The following is a 17,947-nucleotide window of genomic DNA, read 5'->3' on the forward strand; positions in this document are numbered from 1 at the left end:
TCCTCAATCTCGAACTGCTCGTCTATCTGGTTAGAAAAATCTGTTAGTTCCGGGCTCATGGCTTTTAAGTTTACTATGCAAACATAGTAAATAAAATACCATATACCAAAACGGTATATGGTATTTTATTAGATAATTTTTTTTTCAATAGCCCGTAACATATATACTTAGAGGTATGCTTATCTTAAACATCAATGCCTATCCCAATTAATCTTCCGCAAAAAAAACATCAGTATACCAACAATAATAAACAAGGCGATACTACCTACCATAAGCGCTAAATCCTCAAGCTGAATAATCACGAAGATGAATGTGTAAAGTACAGCAAGGATAAATGCAAACAGTATTGCCGCCATCTTATTTTTTAAAATTGAAGCAATGAATGTTGCTGTCAATATGATGGTTGAAACCGACGCCACCAGGTAAGCCCAGTTATAACCTATCTGCTCGGAGAATGACAATAGCAGCAAATAATAAATGATCATAGCGGCAGCAATAAGTACAAAATTGAATATATGAACACTTTGCTTCCTGATCACTTCAGTTAAAAACAGGGATATAAAAGTGAGCAGTATAATTAGTATGGCGTATTTACTTGTACGGGTAGTTTTCTGATACTGATCTATGGGTAAGCGAAGTTTAATTCCAAAGCTGGCATCAGTTAGTTTCTTAGCGTTACTTAGCAATCTATTATCATCTACCCATTGTTGTGGAAACGGCCTGTTATAATACAGCATTTTCCAGCTTGCCCTAAAACCATTTGCGTCAACCTTGCGCTCATCGGGCAGCGAACGGCCATCGAAACTGGGGCTCGTCCACGTGCCGCTTGCCTGTACATCGGTAGTTTTACCCAAATGTAAAAAACTTAGTTCCTGGCTGCCTTTCATATCCAGGTTATAATCAAAAGTAAATTCGCCATCCTTTATTCCCGATAGGTTTATGGCAGCCTGCAAACCATCGCCCATTAATAAGGTATTGCCAAATACGGGTTCGGCAGTTAAAGTTTGTCCACCGGCTTTAACAACCGGATTGTTTTTCAGCCCCTTTAAATCGGAAATACTGAACACAAGGTGCGCCTTATCCAACAAAAGCTGGTCGGCAGTTAAAGAAAGGCTACCCAAATCGGCTTTGGAAAAATTACCTGATACTTTAACTAACGAATTATAAACCGCGACATCAAAAATTCCGCGGTGCAATATTTGCGTATTAAGGCTTGCTTTAATATTCAAATTATTGGGCAGCACGTACAGGTTTTCGATGACATCGCGGGTAGTTACCTTATTTGCGGTGTCAATTTTTTGCACATGTTTTTTATAGGGAATAACCAGCACCGGCCCCATCACTAATTGCTCACCCGACCATTTATCTGATACATCTTTGATCATTTCATTCTGGCGCCCTGCCCGTTCGTTGATCAGGTCATTGATCAGCGATGATGGAATAAGCAATACAATTATTAATACCCCAATAAAAAGTAATTTAACGGTTACCGACTCCTTGAGCCAATCCATTATTGTGCGTGGTTGTGGTTGTTCTTCTATCATTTGATTTAGTGTAAAGTACTTTGCATTTCAAAGTTAAGATATAAAAATAATGGCCATTGATGGCCCGCTTTCTGAGATACAAATTAAATAAAAGAACTTTGCATTTCAAAGTTACTAAAGAAATAAAATTAATGATTCAAATATCACCCGTAATGTTCTCTATCTTTATAAATGACCACACAGGAACAAATATATAATTGGTTAATAGCCGGCCTCCAACAATCACCGACGAGATTTTCGGAGATATTTTATTATGATAGACGCGACAATCAGTTTTTTTCGATTTTAATGACTGATTACTTTTTATTTGACAAAAATGGCGAGATAGCCAGCGATGTAGTCACCAGCTATTCACAAAAAACCTTAGCCTTGCTTACAGACAGAATAAGGAGAGTCAATATTGATAACACAATAATTGGCGTTCCCCGGCTTGGTGATATCGAAGGCGATTACCTGGAGCAGGCGGATACCTTTTTGAATTTAAATTCAATTAATATAGAAGCCTCAACCATTTGGGATGTAGAGGAAAGCGGCACGATAAGTTTTAAAATAGAATGAAAACCCTTAAACCGCGATAGCCGCCTTCACCAAATACGGCAAAATCTCTTTTTGAAATGAAACAAAGTTCTTACGCACATCCGAATCACTTACCGAAGTAAACGCGAAGCTGAACACAATACTTTTGCTGCATTTAATTAAAAACCGCAAACGCTGGTGATAGGTTTCGTGCTTACGGATACCGGGCAGCTGAATGAATGAGGCCATCAGCATTTCTTCCAGCTCGTTGGATAGGTTCTTTAAAAAATCCTGTGAGTTGGTTGATTCGCGAATGAAATCCCACCCGATAAACTCATTACACACGGTGTACGACAGCCTGCAGGTTTTCATGATCAGGTTGTTAAGGTGAGCCTCTTCATCCATATCGGGTGTATTGCTTTGAACCAAATCATCAACACTGGCTTTAATATAATCCATTAGCAAAATATGGAGTACTGCCTCTTTACTATCAAAATATTTATAGATAGTGGCCTTTGCTATTTTTGCTTTTTTGGCAATCTCGTTAACACTGGTTTTATGGTAACCGAATTTGCGGAATAGGTCCTGCGCCGCCCGCTTTATACTGTCTTTTATTTTATCGGCTTCCATCAATTAACTACTTGAAGTGTGTATTGGCCTATTATTACCTGGTAAACCCTAAGCGCTTTAACCGCAGGTGCTTTAACCGGGGTGCCATCCTCTAAGGAAAATTTCGAACCACTGCATGGATCGACAAGTGTAACACCTGAATCATCAAGGTTTACGGCGCATTTTTTTTCGGGTTGATAACTGCTGCACCTGTCATAAGCTACATAATTTCCCTGGAACGTTTTATAAATGATGATACCGGCAACACCGTATCCATTAATAAAAACGGGGGGGCCACCATTACTAAGCTTATTTAATGGAGGCGAAAATATTTCCCCACTATAATTGACAGGAACACTTGGAACAGGACTCCCTCCCTTTCCACAAGAAAATAAACTAATGCAAACTACAATTAAAATTATAGCTTTCCTCATAGCATCTCTGTAGTAAACTGCTTCAGGAAACGCACATCGTTCTCTGAAAATAAGCGAAGATCACGAATAACATATTTTAAATTCGCTATGCGTTCCATACCCATACCAAACGCAAAACCAGTAAATTTCTTACTATCAATACCGCAGTTTTCCAAAACATTAGGATCAACCATACCACAGCCCAATATTTCAACCCAGCCGCTGTATTTACACATGTTACAGCCAGAGCCTCCACAAATGGTACAGGAAATATCCATCTCGGCAGAGGGCTCTGTGAACGGGAAGTACGAAGGGCGGAAACGTACCCGGGTACCTTCCCCATAAAGTTCCTGCACAAAGTGGTAAAGCGTTTGTTTCAAATCGGCAAAGGAAACATTTTCATCAACATATAAACCTTCAACCTGGTGAAAAAAGCAATGCGCACGTGCAGATATGGCCTCGTTACGGTAAACGCGACCAGGCATAATAGCCCTGAACGGCGGTTTACCCTGCTCCATCATCCTTACCTGTACCGACGATGTGTGGGTACGTAAAGCAATATCATCCTTACCATGGTTCTTTTTAATGAAAAACGTATCCTGCATATCGCGGGCCGGGTGTTCTTCAGGAAAGTTCAGCGCAGAAAAGTTATGCCAGTCGTCTTCAATCTCCGGTCCTTCTGCAACCACAAACCCCAGGCGTTTAAATATATCTATGATCTCGGTACGTACCAAAGATAGTGGGTGGCGCGAGCCAACAGTAAAGCCATCCCCCGGCAAAGTTAAATCAATATCCAGATCCTTAGCCTGCGGACCAGCATCAAGCCCATCCTTCAACTCAGCATACTTTGCCTCTGCCGTTTGTTTAAACTGGTTAAGTACCTTACCAAAAATCCGTTTTTCTTCGGCACCTACGCTTTTGAACTGCTCAAACAGGTCTTTGATAATTCCTTTGGTACCTAAAAATTTTATACGGAACGCTTCCAGTTCATCAGCATTAGCCGGCGAAAAGGCATTGATCTCGGCAGTATATTGGTCTATTTGAGCTTGCATTATTTCCCTTAACTATTATTAAAAACAGGTAAGCATGAATAAATCATGCTTACAATAAGATACAAATATAAAATTATTTAATCACTCCTAATTCCTTACCCACTTTGGTAAACGCGGCAATGGCTTTATCTAAATGATGCATATCATGAGCGGCAGAGATCTGCACACGGATACGGGCCTTACCCTGCGGAACTACCGGGTAGTAAAAGCCTATTACATAAATACCTTCCTCCAACATTTTAGCTGCAAACTCCTGGGCCAGTTTTGCCTCATAAAGCATAACTGGTACAATGGGATGTACGCCCGGTTTTATATCAAACCCAGCTTCGGTCATTTTTTGGCGAAAGTATTGGGTGTTGGTTTCCAGTTTATCGCGCAGTTCGGTAGTCTCGCTCAGCATATCCAACACAGCTATAGAAGCACCGGTAATAGACGGCGCAAGCGTATTAGAGAACAGGTACGGGCGCGAACGCTGGCGCAGCATATCAATAATTTCTTTGCGGCCAGATGTAAACCCGCCCGATGCACCACCCAAGGCTTTACCTAATGTGCCGGTAATAATATCAATTTTACCCATCACGTTATGGTGCTCATGCGTACCTCTCCCAGTTTTGCCCATAAAGCCGCTGCAATGACTCTCGTCAATCATTACCAAGGCATTGTATTGCTCTGCCAAAGCGCAAATTTTATCAAGCTGTGCTATGGTGCCATCCATGCTGAATGCGCCATCGGTAACAATGATACGGTGACGGCAGCTTTCGGTCGCTTTCAATTTTTCTTCCAGATCGGCCATATCATCGTGTTTGTAGCGCTGGCGCTGGGCCTTACAAAGGCGAACGCCATCTATAATAGAAGCATGGTTCAACTCATCAGATATGATGGCATCCTGCTCATTAAACAGTGGCTCAAACACACCGCCATTGGCATCAAAAGCCGCGGCGTAAAGTATAGTATCTTCGGTGCCTAAAAATTCGGCAATCTTTTTTTCAAGTTCCTTATGTATATCCTGTGTTCCGCAGATGAAACGTACAGATGATAAACCATAGCCATGTGTATCCATTGCATCCTTAGCTGCCTGTATCACTTTAGGGTTGGCAGATAAGCCAAGGTAATTATTAGCGCAAAAGTTAATTACCTCATTGCCTCCCTGTACAGTAATATCCGCACCCTGTGGTGATATAATAATGCGTTCTTTTTTATATAATCCCGCATTTTCAATGGCTTCAAGTTCTTGCTGTAAAACCGGCTTTAGTGTATTATACATAGTATATGGTATTTAAAGGTGGCAAAATTAAACATTCACGGGCATTTGGAATGCTTAATTAGGTCCTAAATATTTAATAGATGTTTAAATAAAACATTTTACCGGGAAAAAGTATTCTTATTAAAGACTATGAAAAGAAACTTACTCCTGATTGTCACTATTTTATGCACACTCAATGCCTTTGGGCAGCAATACCTGCTATCCGGCCGGATAACCGATCAAAAAAACAATGTAATTCCCTTTACTTCGGTATATATCCGCAACTCAACATATGGCACCACAGCCAACGAAAATGGATTGTACCAGTTCAAGCTTTCGCCGGGTAATTATAATCTTACCTATCGTTTTGTTGGCTTTAACGAAAGAGAGTTTAAAGTAACCATAACAGATCATGACGAAACGCTGAATGTGCAGATGGATGACGAAATATTTGGGACGGAAAGAGTAGCTGCCATTTATCGTAAAAACCGCGATGCTGCTGATACCATCATGAAACAGGTGATAAAAAAAAGGAAATATTACCTGGATGAAGCCACCTCCTATTCCTGCGCTGTTTACGTTAAAGGGGTGCAAAAACTACTAAGTGCCCCAAAATCGCTGTTATCAAAAGAGGTTATTCGTACGCTTGACCTTGATTCAATGGGCCGAGGGATTCTTTATCAGCAGGAATCATTATCTGATTATAATTTTCAACGGCCCCATAAAACAAAAGAAGTCACTATTGCTAACAGAACAGCAGGTATAAATACGGCATTCAGCTATAACAAGGCATCTGATCTGCAGGTGAATTTTTATAACAACGTATTTACCATAAATGGTTTAAGCACCCGTGGCTTTGTATCTCCCCTGGCATCAAATGCTTTAACATTTTACAGGTACAAATTATTGGGGGTATCAAATGAAAATGGTCGCGTTATAGATAAGATACAGGTAATACCCCGCCGCAGTCACGGACAGTATTTTCAGGGAGATATTTATATTGTAGATGGCGACTGGCGACTGTACAGTGCCGACTTGTACCTGGCTAATGGCATAAACAGCCTCAACCTGATAGATACTTTACACATCACCCAGCAATATGTGGCTATAACCGATAGCGTATGGATGCCATCGGCAGTACAATATAACTTTAAGGGCGCTGTGCTTGGTTTTAAATTTGGCGGGTATTACGATATTATTTATAACAACTACAAGATTAATCCCCCCTTCCCGGAGCACTTTTTTACCGGCGAGGTTTTAAAGATTGATACTGCCGCAAATTCAAAAAAAGAAGATTACTGGGCACCCGTTCGCCCTGTTCCCTTAACCGCGAGGGAAACCCGCGATTACCAAAAGAAAGATAGCATTGCAGCTTATAAATTAACAGACCGTTACCTGGATTCTATTCAGCATACCAAAAACCACATCAACTATCCGGGATATTTAATATTTGGCTACTACGCCAGTGACCGCAGTGAAAAGGATTCGCTTTACGTTTACCCTTTTTTACAAACCTTTTATTACAACACAGTTGAGGGTTTTGGCATCAACGCCAAGGTAAGATACACCCGGAAGCTCGATGATTTCCACTCGCTAAGTATAACGCCCAACTTACGTTACGGATTTATAAATAAAACGCTAAGCGCCAATACTTACTCCGAATATAAAAATGATCCCTTCCATAATGCTAAGTTTTTTATGGGCTTTGGCAGCGATATACTTGATTTAAACAACGTAGGTACCAGATCGTTATATTTCAACACGCTGAGTACCCTTTTAAGCGAAAATAACTATGTTAAATATTACCGTACCCGCTACGGTCAATTTGGGTACCAGCGAGAGGTGACCAACGGCGTATTACTGAGCGGAAATTTAACCTATGCCAGCCGGAGCCAGCTTTACAATACCTCATACGCACACATAAAAGATGTTAAAAACAGGGATTATACCTCAAACAATCCGCTGGCCCCGCCGGGTGCACCAGCAGATGACCATTCCTTTTTATTCCCCGACAACCAGGCATTAACCTTTACCACCTCGGCAGCATTTACGTTCGATCAGCAATATGTTACACGGCCAACCGGTAAGGTAAACCTGCCATCAAAATACCCAACCTTAACTTTAAATTATCGAAAAGGAATTAAAGGAGTATTGGGTTCAGATGTGAATTATGATTTTACATCTGTAGATGTTTCTCAATATAACATCAGGGTGGGGCTAACCGGTTTTTCCTCATTCAAATTAACCGCGGGGGATTTCTTTAATGATAAAACCCTGTATTATATGGATTATAATCACTTTTTAGGTAACCAGGGTACCACCTTTGACCCTACCTATGTGGGTAGTTTTCACTTTTTACCATTTTATACATACAGCACAAACGGCGCATTTCTCGAAGCCCATTTTCAGCACAATTTTGCCGGATCAATATTTAACAAGATTCCCCTCCTGAGGAAGGCCAAGCTGGAAGAGGTGATCGGGGCTAATTACCTCACCACCAAAAACAACCCCAATTACCGCGAATTTTATGTGGGCGTGCAACGCCTTATTTTCAGGGTTGATTATGGTGTGTCTTACGCGGGCAATAAAAAATACCTGCAGGGATTCAGAATCTTTTACGGGATAAGGTAAGGTGGTGAGTTGTTGATTGAGTTGATTGGGTGAGTAGTTGCTCGCCACTATCCAACTTAATCAACCACTCAACTTAATCAACTATTTACCAAAATGCTCGCCACTATCCAACTTAATCAACCACTCACTTAATCAACTATTCACCAAAATCCTTATCTTTGCACCTCATTTAACACTGTTTACAGCAGTATCAATGGTTTATGGCAATATATAATACACTACTGTACTATTGTTATTCAACAATAGCCGATGCGGAGCAATTTGCTGCCGATCATTTAAAATTTTGTAAAGATTTAGGACTAACCGGTCGCATTATTGTAGCTACCGAGGGTCTTAACGGTACCGTATCCGGTACTGCTGAAGCTTGTAAAGCCTATATGGATACCATACATGCCGACGAACGTTTTGCTGGCATCGACTTTAAAATTGATGAAGTTGCAGAACCTTCATTTGTAAAAATGCATGTGCGTTACAAGGCCGAGATCGTGTACTCAGGTCTGCGCGACCCGGGTGTGATAAATCCGCAGCAAAAAACCGGCAAGCACCTGGAACCAAAAGAATTTATGGCCATGAAAGACCGCGACGATGTGGTTGTTTTGGACGTACGCTCAAACTATGAGCACTCGTTAGGCAAGTTTAAAAACGCGATAACGCTTGACATTGAAAATTTCAGGGATTTCCCGGCGATGATCAACGAGTTGGCTAAATACAAGGATAAAAAGATATTAACCTACTGCACCGGCGGCATTAAATGCGAAAAAGCATCGGCCCTGCTGTTGCACGAAGGTTTCCCCGAAGTATATCAACTACATGGCGGTATCATTAAATATGGTAAAGAAGCAGGCGGCGAAGATTTTGAAGGAAAATGTTATGTGTTTGATAACCGCCTTTCTGTAGATGTAAATAGCGTAAATCCTGTGGTGATCTCCACCTGCCGTAATTGCGGCAAAACCACACCTAAAATGATCAATTGCGCCAACCCCGAGTGCAACGAGCATTTTACACAGTGCGATGAGTGCGGCACCCAAATGGAAGGCTGCTGCAGCGATGCCTGCCAAAGCCATCCCCGCAAAAGGGTTTATGATGGTACCGGTTATTATGTAAAAGTTCCGCAACCTGTAAATACGGCAAAAAGAAAAAACGCAGAAGAAGTGTCTGTATAATGGTTATTGCGAGGTGTAAAAGATTTGTCATCCTGAGGAACGAAGGATCTATTAGCAGACTGTACAGGGCGAAAAAGTATGGCGAATAATAGATCCTTCACTGCGTTCAGGATGACAAAAGTTTTTTTCATAACAGGGCTTCGCACCTGCACACCCTCCCCCCTCAACACTAATTTTTTATTTTATCCAATCCAAAGCTTAATTTCGTAAAATTGGTTTGCTTTACAGGCTAATACCATGCTATGCGTAGATCCTTGCTCATTTTTATATCACTATTTTGCATTACTACCCTAAATGCCAGTGGGGTTGATATAAAAAGCATAGGTGTACCCTATGTTCAAAATTACACAAAGGCCATGTACCAGTCGGGCAATCAAAACTGGAGTGTAACGCGCGATGAGCATGGTGTTATGTATTTTGGCAATGCCGAAGGCTTACTTTCTTTTGATGGCAAATACTGGCAGCAGCACCATATGCCAAATTCCCTTATCGTTCGTTCAGTATCTACCGATGGCAGGGGGAAAATTTACGTAGGTGCTTATGGCGAATTTGGTTATTGGGCCGATGACAACAAAGGCTTTTTAAAATACAATTCGCTTGTTGGCCTGGTACCCAAAAAATTCCTGCCCATAAACGAGGAGATCTGGAAAATATATGTTGATGGCGATAGGGTGATCTTCCAATCGTTTGGATGTATCTACATTTACTCAAAGGGGAAGATAGAGGTTATCAAGGCACCAAGCCCATACCTTTTTATGTTTAAAGCTGGTAAACGCTTTTTTATTGAGCAGGTATCAACCGGCCTGTTTGAGCTTATAAACAATCGCTTATTGTATGTTGAGGGTAGCAATATATTGGGGCCCAGCGGTGTACTTTCCATGCTGCCGTTTCAAAAAGGAAAGTATATTATAGGCACCGCCCAAAACGGGTTGTTTATTTATGATGGCCAAACCATAAAACCATGGGCAAACCAGGCAAACGACTTTTTAAAAACATACCAACTCAATAACGGGGCTAAAATAGCCGACAAGTATTTTGCTTATGGTACTATTTTAAACGGGATTGTGGTGGTTGATACCGCGGGCAATGTAGTGCAACACATCAATAAATCAAGCGGACTACAGAACAACACTGTTTTAAGCTTGTATACCGATAGTGAACAAAATCTTTGGGCCGGTTTGGATAACGGCATCGACCGGATTGAGGTAAACTCCCCATTATATTTTTATTTCGATAAAACCGGCAAGTTCGGTACCGTATATTCCAGTATCATATTTGATAAAAAAATATACCTTGGCACCAACCAGGGCTTATTTTACAGCGACTGGATTGCCGATAATAACAGCAAACTTTTCCAGTCGTTTGATTTTAAACTTATCCCCGGCTCACAGGGGCAGGTATGGGAACTTTCCCTACAGGATGGACGCTTACTGTGTGGCCATAATGATGGCACCTACCAGGTAAATGGCAATACCATCACCAAAATATCTACCATAACCGGCGGCTGGACCACTAAAAAATTAAGCGAAGACAAACTCATCCAGGGGACTTATACTGGCCTGGTCATTTTCAAAAAAGATGTTGCCGGCAACTGGGTCTTTGATCATAAAATTGAAGGCTTTGGCGAGCCATCCCGCTATGTGGAGCAAGATAACAAAGGGCAAATATGGGTAAGTCATGCCTATAAAGGCATTTATAAAGTAACCCTGAGTGCCGATCTGAAAAAGGTAACCTCAAAAGTATATTACGATAGCAAATATGGTTTGCCGGGCAGTTTCAACGTAAACGTGTTTGATCTTGATAACCGCGTTGTGTTTTCATCAGATTCGGGCTTTTATATTTATGATGACATTACCGATCGCTTTTTTAAATACACCCAGCTTAACAAAAAGCTGGGCACCTTTGCCACATCCAGTAAAATCATAAAGGCCATCGGCAAAAAATACTGGTTCATTAACCAGGGGCGGGTGGCCCTGGCCGATTTTTCTATGCCTGGCAGGTTAAGTATCGATACCAACCGTTTCAGCATACTTAACGGGCAAATGGTGCAGCATTACGAAACTATAAACCGCATCAATAACGCTACCTACCTCATCAGTATTGATGATGGTTTTGTGATCCTGAATGATGAGGACGCGCTTTTACCCAATAAGATCGATATCCCCCGGGTTTTGATCCGTCAACTGGAGAACATTACCGATAAAGTTTTTGCCATCAGCGAAAACAGCCACAACCTTAATGCCACCGAGATCCCTTATACTCAAAACAACATCCGCATCTCCTATTCGCTGCCTTATTATAAACAGGCAAAAATAAAGTTCCAGTATTATTTAAAAGGTTACTCCCGCCAATGGAGCGATTGGACGCAACAAAGCCAGAAAGAATTTACCAATCTTGACCAGGGCACTTATCACTTTAAGGTGCGCGCCAAAATCAATGATCAAAACGTATCACAAATTACTACGTTAACCTTTGTTATTTTACCTCCATGGTATGCGGGTAACCTGGCTATGGCATTTTACGCGTTGTTGCTGGTACTCTCCTACTACGTGGTAAGGTATTATTATCGCCTTAAATTAAAGCGTCATCAGCACCGTATTCATGAAAAGCTACAGCACGAAAAGGAGGAGTTTTTAAAGCAGGAGGCTTTTGCCAATGAACAGCACATCATCAATATAAAAAACGAGCAGTTACAGGCCGATCTTGCAGGTAAAAGCCGCGAGCTGGCTAACTCGGCCATGAATTTGGTTTACAAGAACGAATTACTGCAAAAGATAAGTGAAGAAATAGCACATCTAAAAGATAGCACCGGCAAAAAATTAGCCGATGATCAGATGCGACGCATCCAGAAAGTTATAGACGAGGGCATGAATGATGAGCGCGACTGGAATATATTTGAAAAGAGTTTTAACGAGGCGCATGAAAACTTCTTCAAAAAACTAAAATCAGGCCACCCCGACCTTGTACCAAATGACCTTAAGCTATGTGCCTACCTGCGCATGAACATGAGCAGTAAAGAGATGGCATCGCTTTTAAACATCTCCCTGCGCGGTGTTGAAATAAGGCGCTATCGCCTGCGTAAAAAGCTCAACCTCGACCACGATAAAAACCTTGTTGAGTTTCTCATCGAGTTATAATACTACATCATTACCTCTCATAACCATAAGTAAACATAGTGTAGCGGCCCTTACTGTTGTAGTATGTAAGCCGTACACTATCACAATCTAAATTTCAGGTTATCAAATAGTTAAGAAAATAAAAAACACATCGTGAGAAAGCTTGTTATGGTTGATGTATTAATGTTGAGTTAATTTTTTTGATTTAACTGCATTATCTACACAGCTTTGTAGACTAATAAACCAATTATTTCTAACCCGTTTTTATTAATTAACCACTATGAAAAGAATTTTTACTATTTCAGGGGTGATGTTATTGTTCTTATTTTCCGTTACTGCTGCGTTTGCACAAAACATAACAGTGAAAGGTAAAGTAGCAGATGCTAGTACAGGTGAAGCCCTAATAGGCGTCTCTGTTTTAGTTAAAGGAACAACTACAGGCACCCAAACAGATGTTAATGGCGCGTTCACCATTAATGCTGCCAGTACAGCTACCTTAACATTCGCCTATATAGGGTACGCATCTAAAGAAGTGCCAGTAAACGGCCAAACCGCTATTGACGTTCGCCTGCAACCACAAACTAACGAGTTACAGCAGGTTGTTGTGGTTGGTTACGGTACGCAACGCAAGCTTGATGTTACCGGTTCGGTGGCATCAGTTAAAGGCGAGGAAATATCCAAGCAAGCATCAACAAACGTTGTCAGCTCTTTACAAGGTAAAGTTGCGGGCGTTCAAATTACCAATGCGGGCGGTCCGGGCGCATCGCCGCAGATCCGTATCCGTGGTTTAGGTACCGTGTATGGAAACGCAAACCCGCTTTACGTAGTTGACGGTGTTTGGTTTGATGATATCAGCTTTTTAAACTCCAATGATATCGAGAACATGAGTATCCTTAAGGATGCATCAAGCGAATCAATATATGGTGTGCGCGCTGCCAATGGTGTAGTTTTAATCACCACCAAAAAGGGCAAAGGTGCTCCAAGCATCAACTATAGCGCTTACGCAGGCTGGCAAAGAGTTACTAATCAGCCAAAACTGGCTACCGGGGCTGAATATGCTACGCTGATTAACGAGCTTAATACCATAAACCAGCCAACAGATCCTATTACATTTGCCGATCCATCCAAATTTGGCCAAGGCACCAACTGGCTTAATGATATTTTACGCAATGCTTTCACCATGAAGCATGACTTAACTGTTAGTGGCAGTACAGAAAAATCAACTTATACTTTTTCTGCCGGCTACTTAAAACAGCAAGGTGTTGTTAAGGGAAATGATTATGACAGGATAACCTTACACATGCAACAAGATGTGCAGGCAACAAATTTCCTTAAACTGGGCTACAATGCAGTTTTACAAGGCAACAATTCAAAAGATGCACCGGGTGCAGTTATCTATAAGGCCTTTACAGCGGCACCTATTGTGCCCGTATTTTATAATGATGGAACGTATGGCGATCCGGGCGATTTCCCTATCGGTAACGCTACCAACAATCCCCAGGCACAAATCGATTTTTTCAACCAGAAATCAAAAGGTTACCGCGTAACTGGTAATATGTTTGCCGATGTTAAAATTCTTAAAGAATTAACATTCCACACCAGCTTTGGTGGCGAGTTTGGCCAGGCCGAAGTTTTAGGTTACAACCCGGTTTACAAAGCCAACTCCGTTCAGTTCAATGCCATCAGTGATCTTAATGTTTCAAGGGCCGAAGTGCGCAATTGGATCTGGGAAAACACATTGACATATGATAAAACCATAGCTAAGGATCATCACCTAACCGTTTTGGTAGGTCAGTCTGCGCAGCGTTATAAATCATACAACATTAATGCAACTGCACAAAATGTACCGTATACAAGCTCTGGCGACCTTTACTTAAGTTTGGGATCAAATGATACCAGAACAGTTAATGACAGTGGCGATTTGGCTACTTACCAGTCATATTTTGGCCGTGTTAACTATTCATTTAAAAACAGGTATTTACTAAATGCTTCCATACGTGGAGATGGATCTTCAAAATTTATTGGCAACCAACGCTGGGGTTATTTTCCTTCGGTAGGAGCCGGCTGGGTTATCAGCAATGAGGAATTTATGAAAAACCAGCAGATTTTTGATAACCTGAAATTGAGGGGCAGCTGGGGTAAAATTGGTAATGCATCAGTACCAGCCAACTTATCAACCTTAACAGTAAATAACTCCGCAGCTTTCACAGCAATTTACAACGGCCAACCGGCTACAGGTGCAAACATTACAGCAATTGTACCTCCAACTACTTATTGGGAACGTGGTGTTGGTACCGACGTAGGTTTAGAAATGAGTTTCATGAAAAGCCGGTTAACATTTGAGGCTGATTTTTACAACAAGAAAACAGAGCAAGCCATATTTTCTATCCCGGTATTAGGTTCATTAGGCACTGATGGCGGAACCATCATTGGCAACCAGGCCAGCTTCCAAAACCGCGGTTTTGAGTTTACTTTAGGCTGGAGGGATAATATAAGCAAAGATTTCTCTTACAGTCTTAACGGTAACCTTAGTATCAATAATAACAAGGTATTATCTACCCAAACAGGTGCAAACCCGATTTATGCAGGAGGCGCTGCAGCCACTGGCGGGCAGTATAGTACCCGTACCATTTTAGGCCAGCCAATTGGCGAATTTTATGGCTTAGTGGTTGATGGGGTTTTCCAAAATACTACAGAAATTGCCAATTCGCTTCAAAAGGATGCCAAACCAGGCGATTTTAGGTTTAAAGACCTGAACGGCGATAAAGTTATTGATGCTAAAGACCGTACAATTATAGGCAACCCAAATCCTAAATATTTATATGGTTTTAACACAACATTTAATTACAAGGCATTTGATCTAAGCCTTGATTTCCAGGGAGTAGCCGGTGTTGATGTTTATAACGCAAATAAAGGCCTGCGTTACGGTTCTGAAAACTTTACGCAAGATTTTTATGACCATCGCTGGCATGGCGATGGTACTTCAACTACCTACCCATCTGCAAACATAGGCGGTGGTAACAACTATAAACCAAATACATTTTTTGTTGAAAGCGGCAGCTATTTCAGGGTACGTAATATGCAGCTTGGATATACTTTACCATCGGCCATTGCTTCAAAAATATTCCTGAAAAGGCTTAGGTTGTATGCCAATGCTCAAAACGCCTTAAACTTCTTTAAGTACAAAGGTTTCAACCCAGAAATAGGTGGACAGGGCGATCAGCCTGGTATTAATGCTGGTATCGATAACGGTGCCTACCCATTATATGCCACTTACAATTTTGGTATCAACGCTACATTTTAACAATTAAAATATTTTAAGATATGTTTCGCAATAAAAACAATTATGTAAATGCACTAAGTATTGGTGCACTTGCAATAATGATAATTATGCAGGGGTGCAAAAAAAGCTTTTTAGATGTGCCGCCGCAAGGTAAGCAAGCCAGTGCCGAATTTTTTAAGACACAGGATGACGCTACCAAAGCCGTAAACTCTATATACGCTAATTTAAGAGAGTGGAAAGAAACAGCTTTTGCACCAATGGCCGTTGAAAGCTTAGGTTCTGATGAAACAGAAAAAGGCAGCACACCAAGTGATGCCAGTTTCATGAATACCTATGATAATTTTACGGTTACTGCTACCGATGGCCAGCTTCAGGATTTTTGGAACGGGCAATATCAAAGCATTAATCTTTGTAATCAGGTGCTTGATAACTTACCAAAAATCAGCATGGATGACAACCTGAAGACCCGCTACCTTGCCGAAGCTAAATTTGTACGTGCTTACAACTACTTTAGGTTGGTACGTGCATTTGGCGACGTGGTTTTAAGGCAGCACATTGCAAAGGATGCCAGCGAGTATAACCTGCCACGCACCGCGAAAGCTACTGTTTATGCCGCTATTGAACAAGACTTAACCGATGCTGCTGCTGTATTGCCACAATCATACGGCGCTGCAGATATTGGCCGTGCAACCAAAGGCGCTGCATTAGCTTTACATGCCAAAGTTGCCATGTACCAAAAGAAATGGGCCGATGTTTTAAACTACACTAACCAGGTTATGGGCTTGGGCTATTCATTATTCCCCAACTTCGAAAAACTGTTTAGAATAGCTAATGAAAATTCTTCTGAATCGGTTTTCGAAATACAATGTCAAAGCTTACCAAGCATTTCCGGTGCATCAACCAGCCAATACTCTCAAATACAGGGTGTAGCAGGCGAACCAAATGGTGGATGGGGCTTTAACGTGCCAACACAAGCGTTGGTTGATGCCTTTGAACCAGGCGATCCACGTATGGATGCAACTATCATTTTCAGGGGAGAAACTACACCAGAAGGTGATGCAATTTCATTAACAGGAGCAAATCCACGTTATAATCAAAAATCGTACGTGCCATTCAATGTGCCATGGGTATCAAACCAGGGCGAGGATCAGAACGTCCGTGTAATCCGTTATGCCGATGTGTTGTTAATGAATGCCGAAGCAGCCAACGAAACCGGCGATGCCGCAAAAGCATTAACAGATTTGGAACTGGTACGTGCAAGAGCGAGAGCCGGCAACAATGCCATTTTACCAAAAGTGACCACAACAGACCAAGCCGCGCTGCGCAATGCTATATGGCATGAACGCCAGGTTGAACTGGCCATGGAATTTGATCGCTATTTCGATGTAATCCGCCAGGGCCGTGCCGCAACAGTTTTTGGTCCTAAGGGCTTTAAGGCAGGCATCAATGAGGTTTGGCCAATCCCACAAAATGAGATCGATCTAAGTGCAGGTGTATTAACACAAAACAAAGGGTATAATTAATTAAACAATGATTCTCATGAAAAGAAAATATATAAGTATGGTAATTGCCGCTATTGCGGGCTTAGGATTATCATCATGTCAAAAAAGTTATGATCCTGCCAGCTATGCCCCTAAACTGGATATTGGAGGCTTTACCAGTTCAAATGATGTGGCTAAAGGAAGCTTAGTAGGCTATTGGGGCTTTAACGGAAATTTAAAGGATAGTATCTCTAATTCTGTAGGCGTTGCAACGGGTACCAAGTTTGGTAAAGGGGTAAAAGGCCAGGCCCTACAGGGTGCCTTAAACAGCTACGTTTTGACAACTCCCGGTCCGGGCGTTACTGCTATCCAAAGCTTTACTATTACTGAGTGGATAAACACACCTCCACCATCAACAGGTATAGTAGGTGTTTTCACATTAGCAAAAACAGATGGCTTCTGGGGCAATCTGGAAATCTTTTTTGAAAATGGAAGTACTGCCGATAATGGCAAAGTGAGAGTCCATATTGCCCAGGGTAATAACGACAGAACATATTCTGTAGATGGGGTAGCCAATTTGTTTAATAACTGGACAAATTTGGGTGTATCATATGATGCAACAACAAATACCTGCAAACTATATGTAAATGGTTCAAAAGTTAATAGCGGCACAGTACCCGGGCTAACCGGTCCGGCAAATTTTACAAATGCGGGCAAAATGGTATTTGGCTGTGTGCAGTTCCAGACTACGCCAAGCCAAACATCATCCACCAGCAAACAAGATTGGGCCAGCTATTTAATCGGCCAGCTTGATGAAGTAAGAATATACAACAAAGCGCTTACAGATGCTGAAGTGAATGCTATAGTAAAACTTGAAGGAAGAGGAAAATAACGGT

At 41.5% G+C, this 17,947-nt stretch carries 12 protein-coding genes; 7 read left to right on the top strand and 5 right to left on the bottom strand.

The genetic code is table 11. The features are described from left to right. Positions 1 to 191: 191 nt before the first annotated feature. Complete coding sequence (creD, locus tag Q0R88_RS16725) at positions 192 to 1,544, bottom strand: cell envelope integrity protein CreD (RefSeq protein WP_295718185.1); 1,353 nt, start codon at positions 1,542 to 1,544, stop codon at positions 192 to 194. Positions 1,545 to 1,832: 288 nt separating this feature from the next. On the opposite strand from creD, the gene Q0R88_RS16730 reads away from it, so the two are divergent. Continuing rightward, on the top strand, positions 1,833 to 2,102 hold the full coding sequence (locus Q0R88_RS16730) for a hypothetical protein (protein ID WP_295718188.1): 270 nt from the start codon (positions 1,833 to 1,835) through the stop codon (positions 2,100 to 2,102). A 6-nt stretch (positions 2,103 to 2,108) separates the two neighbouring features. On the opposite strand, the gene Q0R88_RS16735 is transcribed toward Q0R88_RS16730, so the two are convergent. The 4 genes from Q0R88_RS16735 to kbl form a co-directional block, all read right to left on the bottom strand. Next, on the bottom strand, positions 2,109 to 2,690 hold the full coding sequence (locus Q0R88_RS16735) for a TetR/AcrR family transcriptional regulator (protein WP_295718190.1): 582 nt from the start codon (positions 2,688 to 2,690) through the stop codon (positions 2,109 to 2,111). Then, on the bottom strand, positions 2,690 to 3,103 hold the full coding sequence (locus Q0R88_RS16740; RefSeq protein ID WP_295718192.1) for a hypothetical protein: 414 nt from the start codon (positions 3,101 to 3,103) through the stop codon (positions 2,690 to 2,692). The genes Q0R88_RS16735 and Q0R88_RS16740 overlap by 1 nt, the downstream gene beginning before the upstream one ends. Beyond that, positions 3,100 to 4,134 carry a phenylalanine--tRNA ligase subunit alpha gene (pheS, locus tag Q0R88_RS16745; protein WP_295718194.1) on the bottom strand — a complete coding sequence of 345 codons (1,035 nt, stop codon included), beginning with the start codon at positions 4,132 to 4,134 and terminating at the stop codon, positions 3,100 to 3,102. Before pheS ends, Q0R88_RS16740 begins: the two co-directional genes overlap by 4 nt. A 73-nt stretch (positions 4,135 to 4,207) precedes the next feature. Beyond that, positions 4,208 to 5,398, bottom strand: coding sequence for a glycine C-acetyltransferase (gene kbl / locus Q0R88_RS16750; protein WP_295718197.1), 1,191 nt, complete (start codon positions 5,396 to 5,398; stop codon positions 4,208 to 4,210). Positions 5,399 to 5,527: 129 nt separating this feature from the next. Between kbl and Q0R88_RS16755 the strand changes: the two genes are divergently transcribed. From Q0R88_RS16755 to Q0R88_RS16780, 6 genes are all read left to right on the top strand, one after another. After that, a complete protein-coding gene (locus Q0R88_RS16755; protein WP_295718199.1) occupies positions 5,528 to 8,008 on the top strand; it encodes a DUF5686 family protein in 2,481 nt (826 codons plus the stop codon). Positions 8,009 to 8,208: 200 nt separating this feature from the next. Then, entirely contained in the window at positions 8,209 to 9,171 is a 963-nt protein-coding gene (locus Q0R88_RS16760) for a rhodanese-related sulfurtransferase (protein WP_295718202.1), read from the top strand. Positions 9,172 to 9,413: 242 nt separating this feature from the next. Then, positions 9,414 to 12,308, top strand: coding sequence for a triple tyrosine motif-containing protein (locus Q0R88_RS16765; RefSeq protein WP_295718204.1), 2,895 nt, complete (start codon positions 9,414 to 9,416; stop codon positions 12,306 to 12,308). Positions 12,309 to 12,567: 259 nt separating this feature from the next. Beyond that, on the top strand, positions 12,568 to 15,591 hold the full coding sequence (locus Q0R88_RS16770; RefSeq protein ID WP_295718205.1) for a TonB-dependent receptor: 3,024 nt from the start codon (positions 12,568 to 12,570) through the stop codon (positions 15,589 to 15,591). A gap of 20 nt (positions 15,592 to 15,611) precedes the next feature. Beyond that, positions 15,612 to 17,093 (top strand): RagB/SusD family nutrient uptake outer membrane protein, encoded by a 1,482-nt coding sequence (locus tag Q0R88_RS16775; RefSeq protein ID WP_295718206.1) that lies wholly within the window; start codon positions 15,612 to 15,614, stop codon positions 17,091 to 17,093. A 16-nt stretch (positions 17,094 to 17,109) separates the two neighbouring features. After that, on the top strand, positions 17,110 to 17,943 hold the full coding sequence (locus Q0R88_RS16780; RefSeq protein ID WP_295718208.1) for a LamG domain-containing protein: 834 nt from the start codon (positions 17,110 to 17,112) through the stop codon (positions 17,941 to 17,943). Positions 17,944 to 17,947: the final 4 nt, after the last annotated feature.

Origin of the sequence: Mucilaginibacter sp. (assembly GCF_025362475.1) — a bacterium.
GTDB lineage: Bacteria > Bacteroidota > Bacteroidia > Sphingobacteriales > Sphingobacteriaceae > Mucilaginibacter.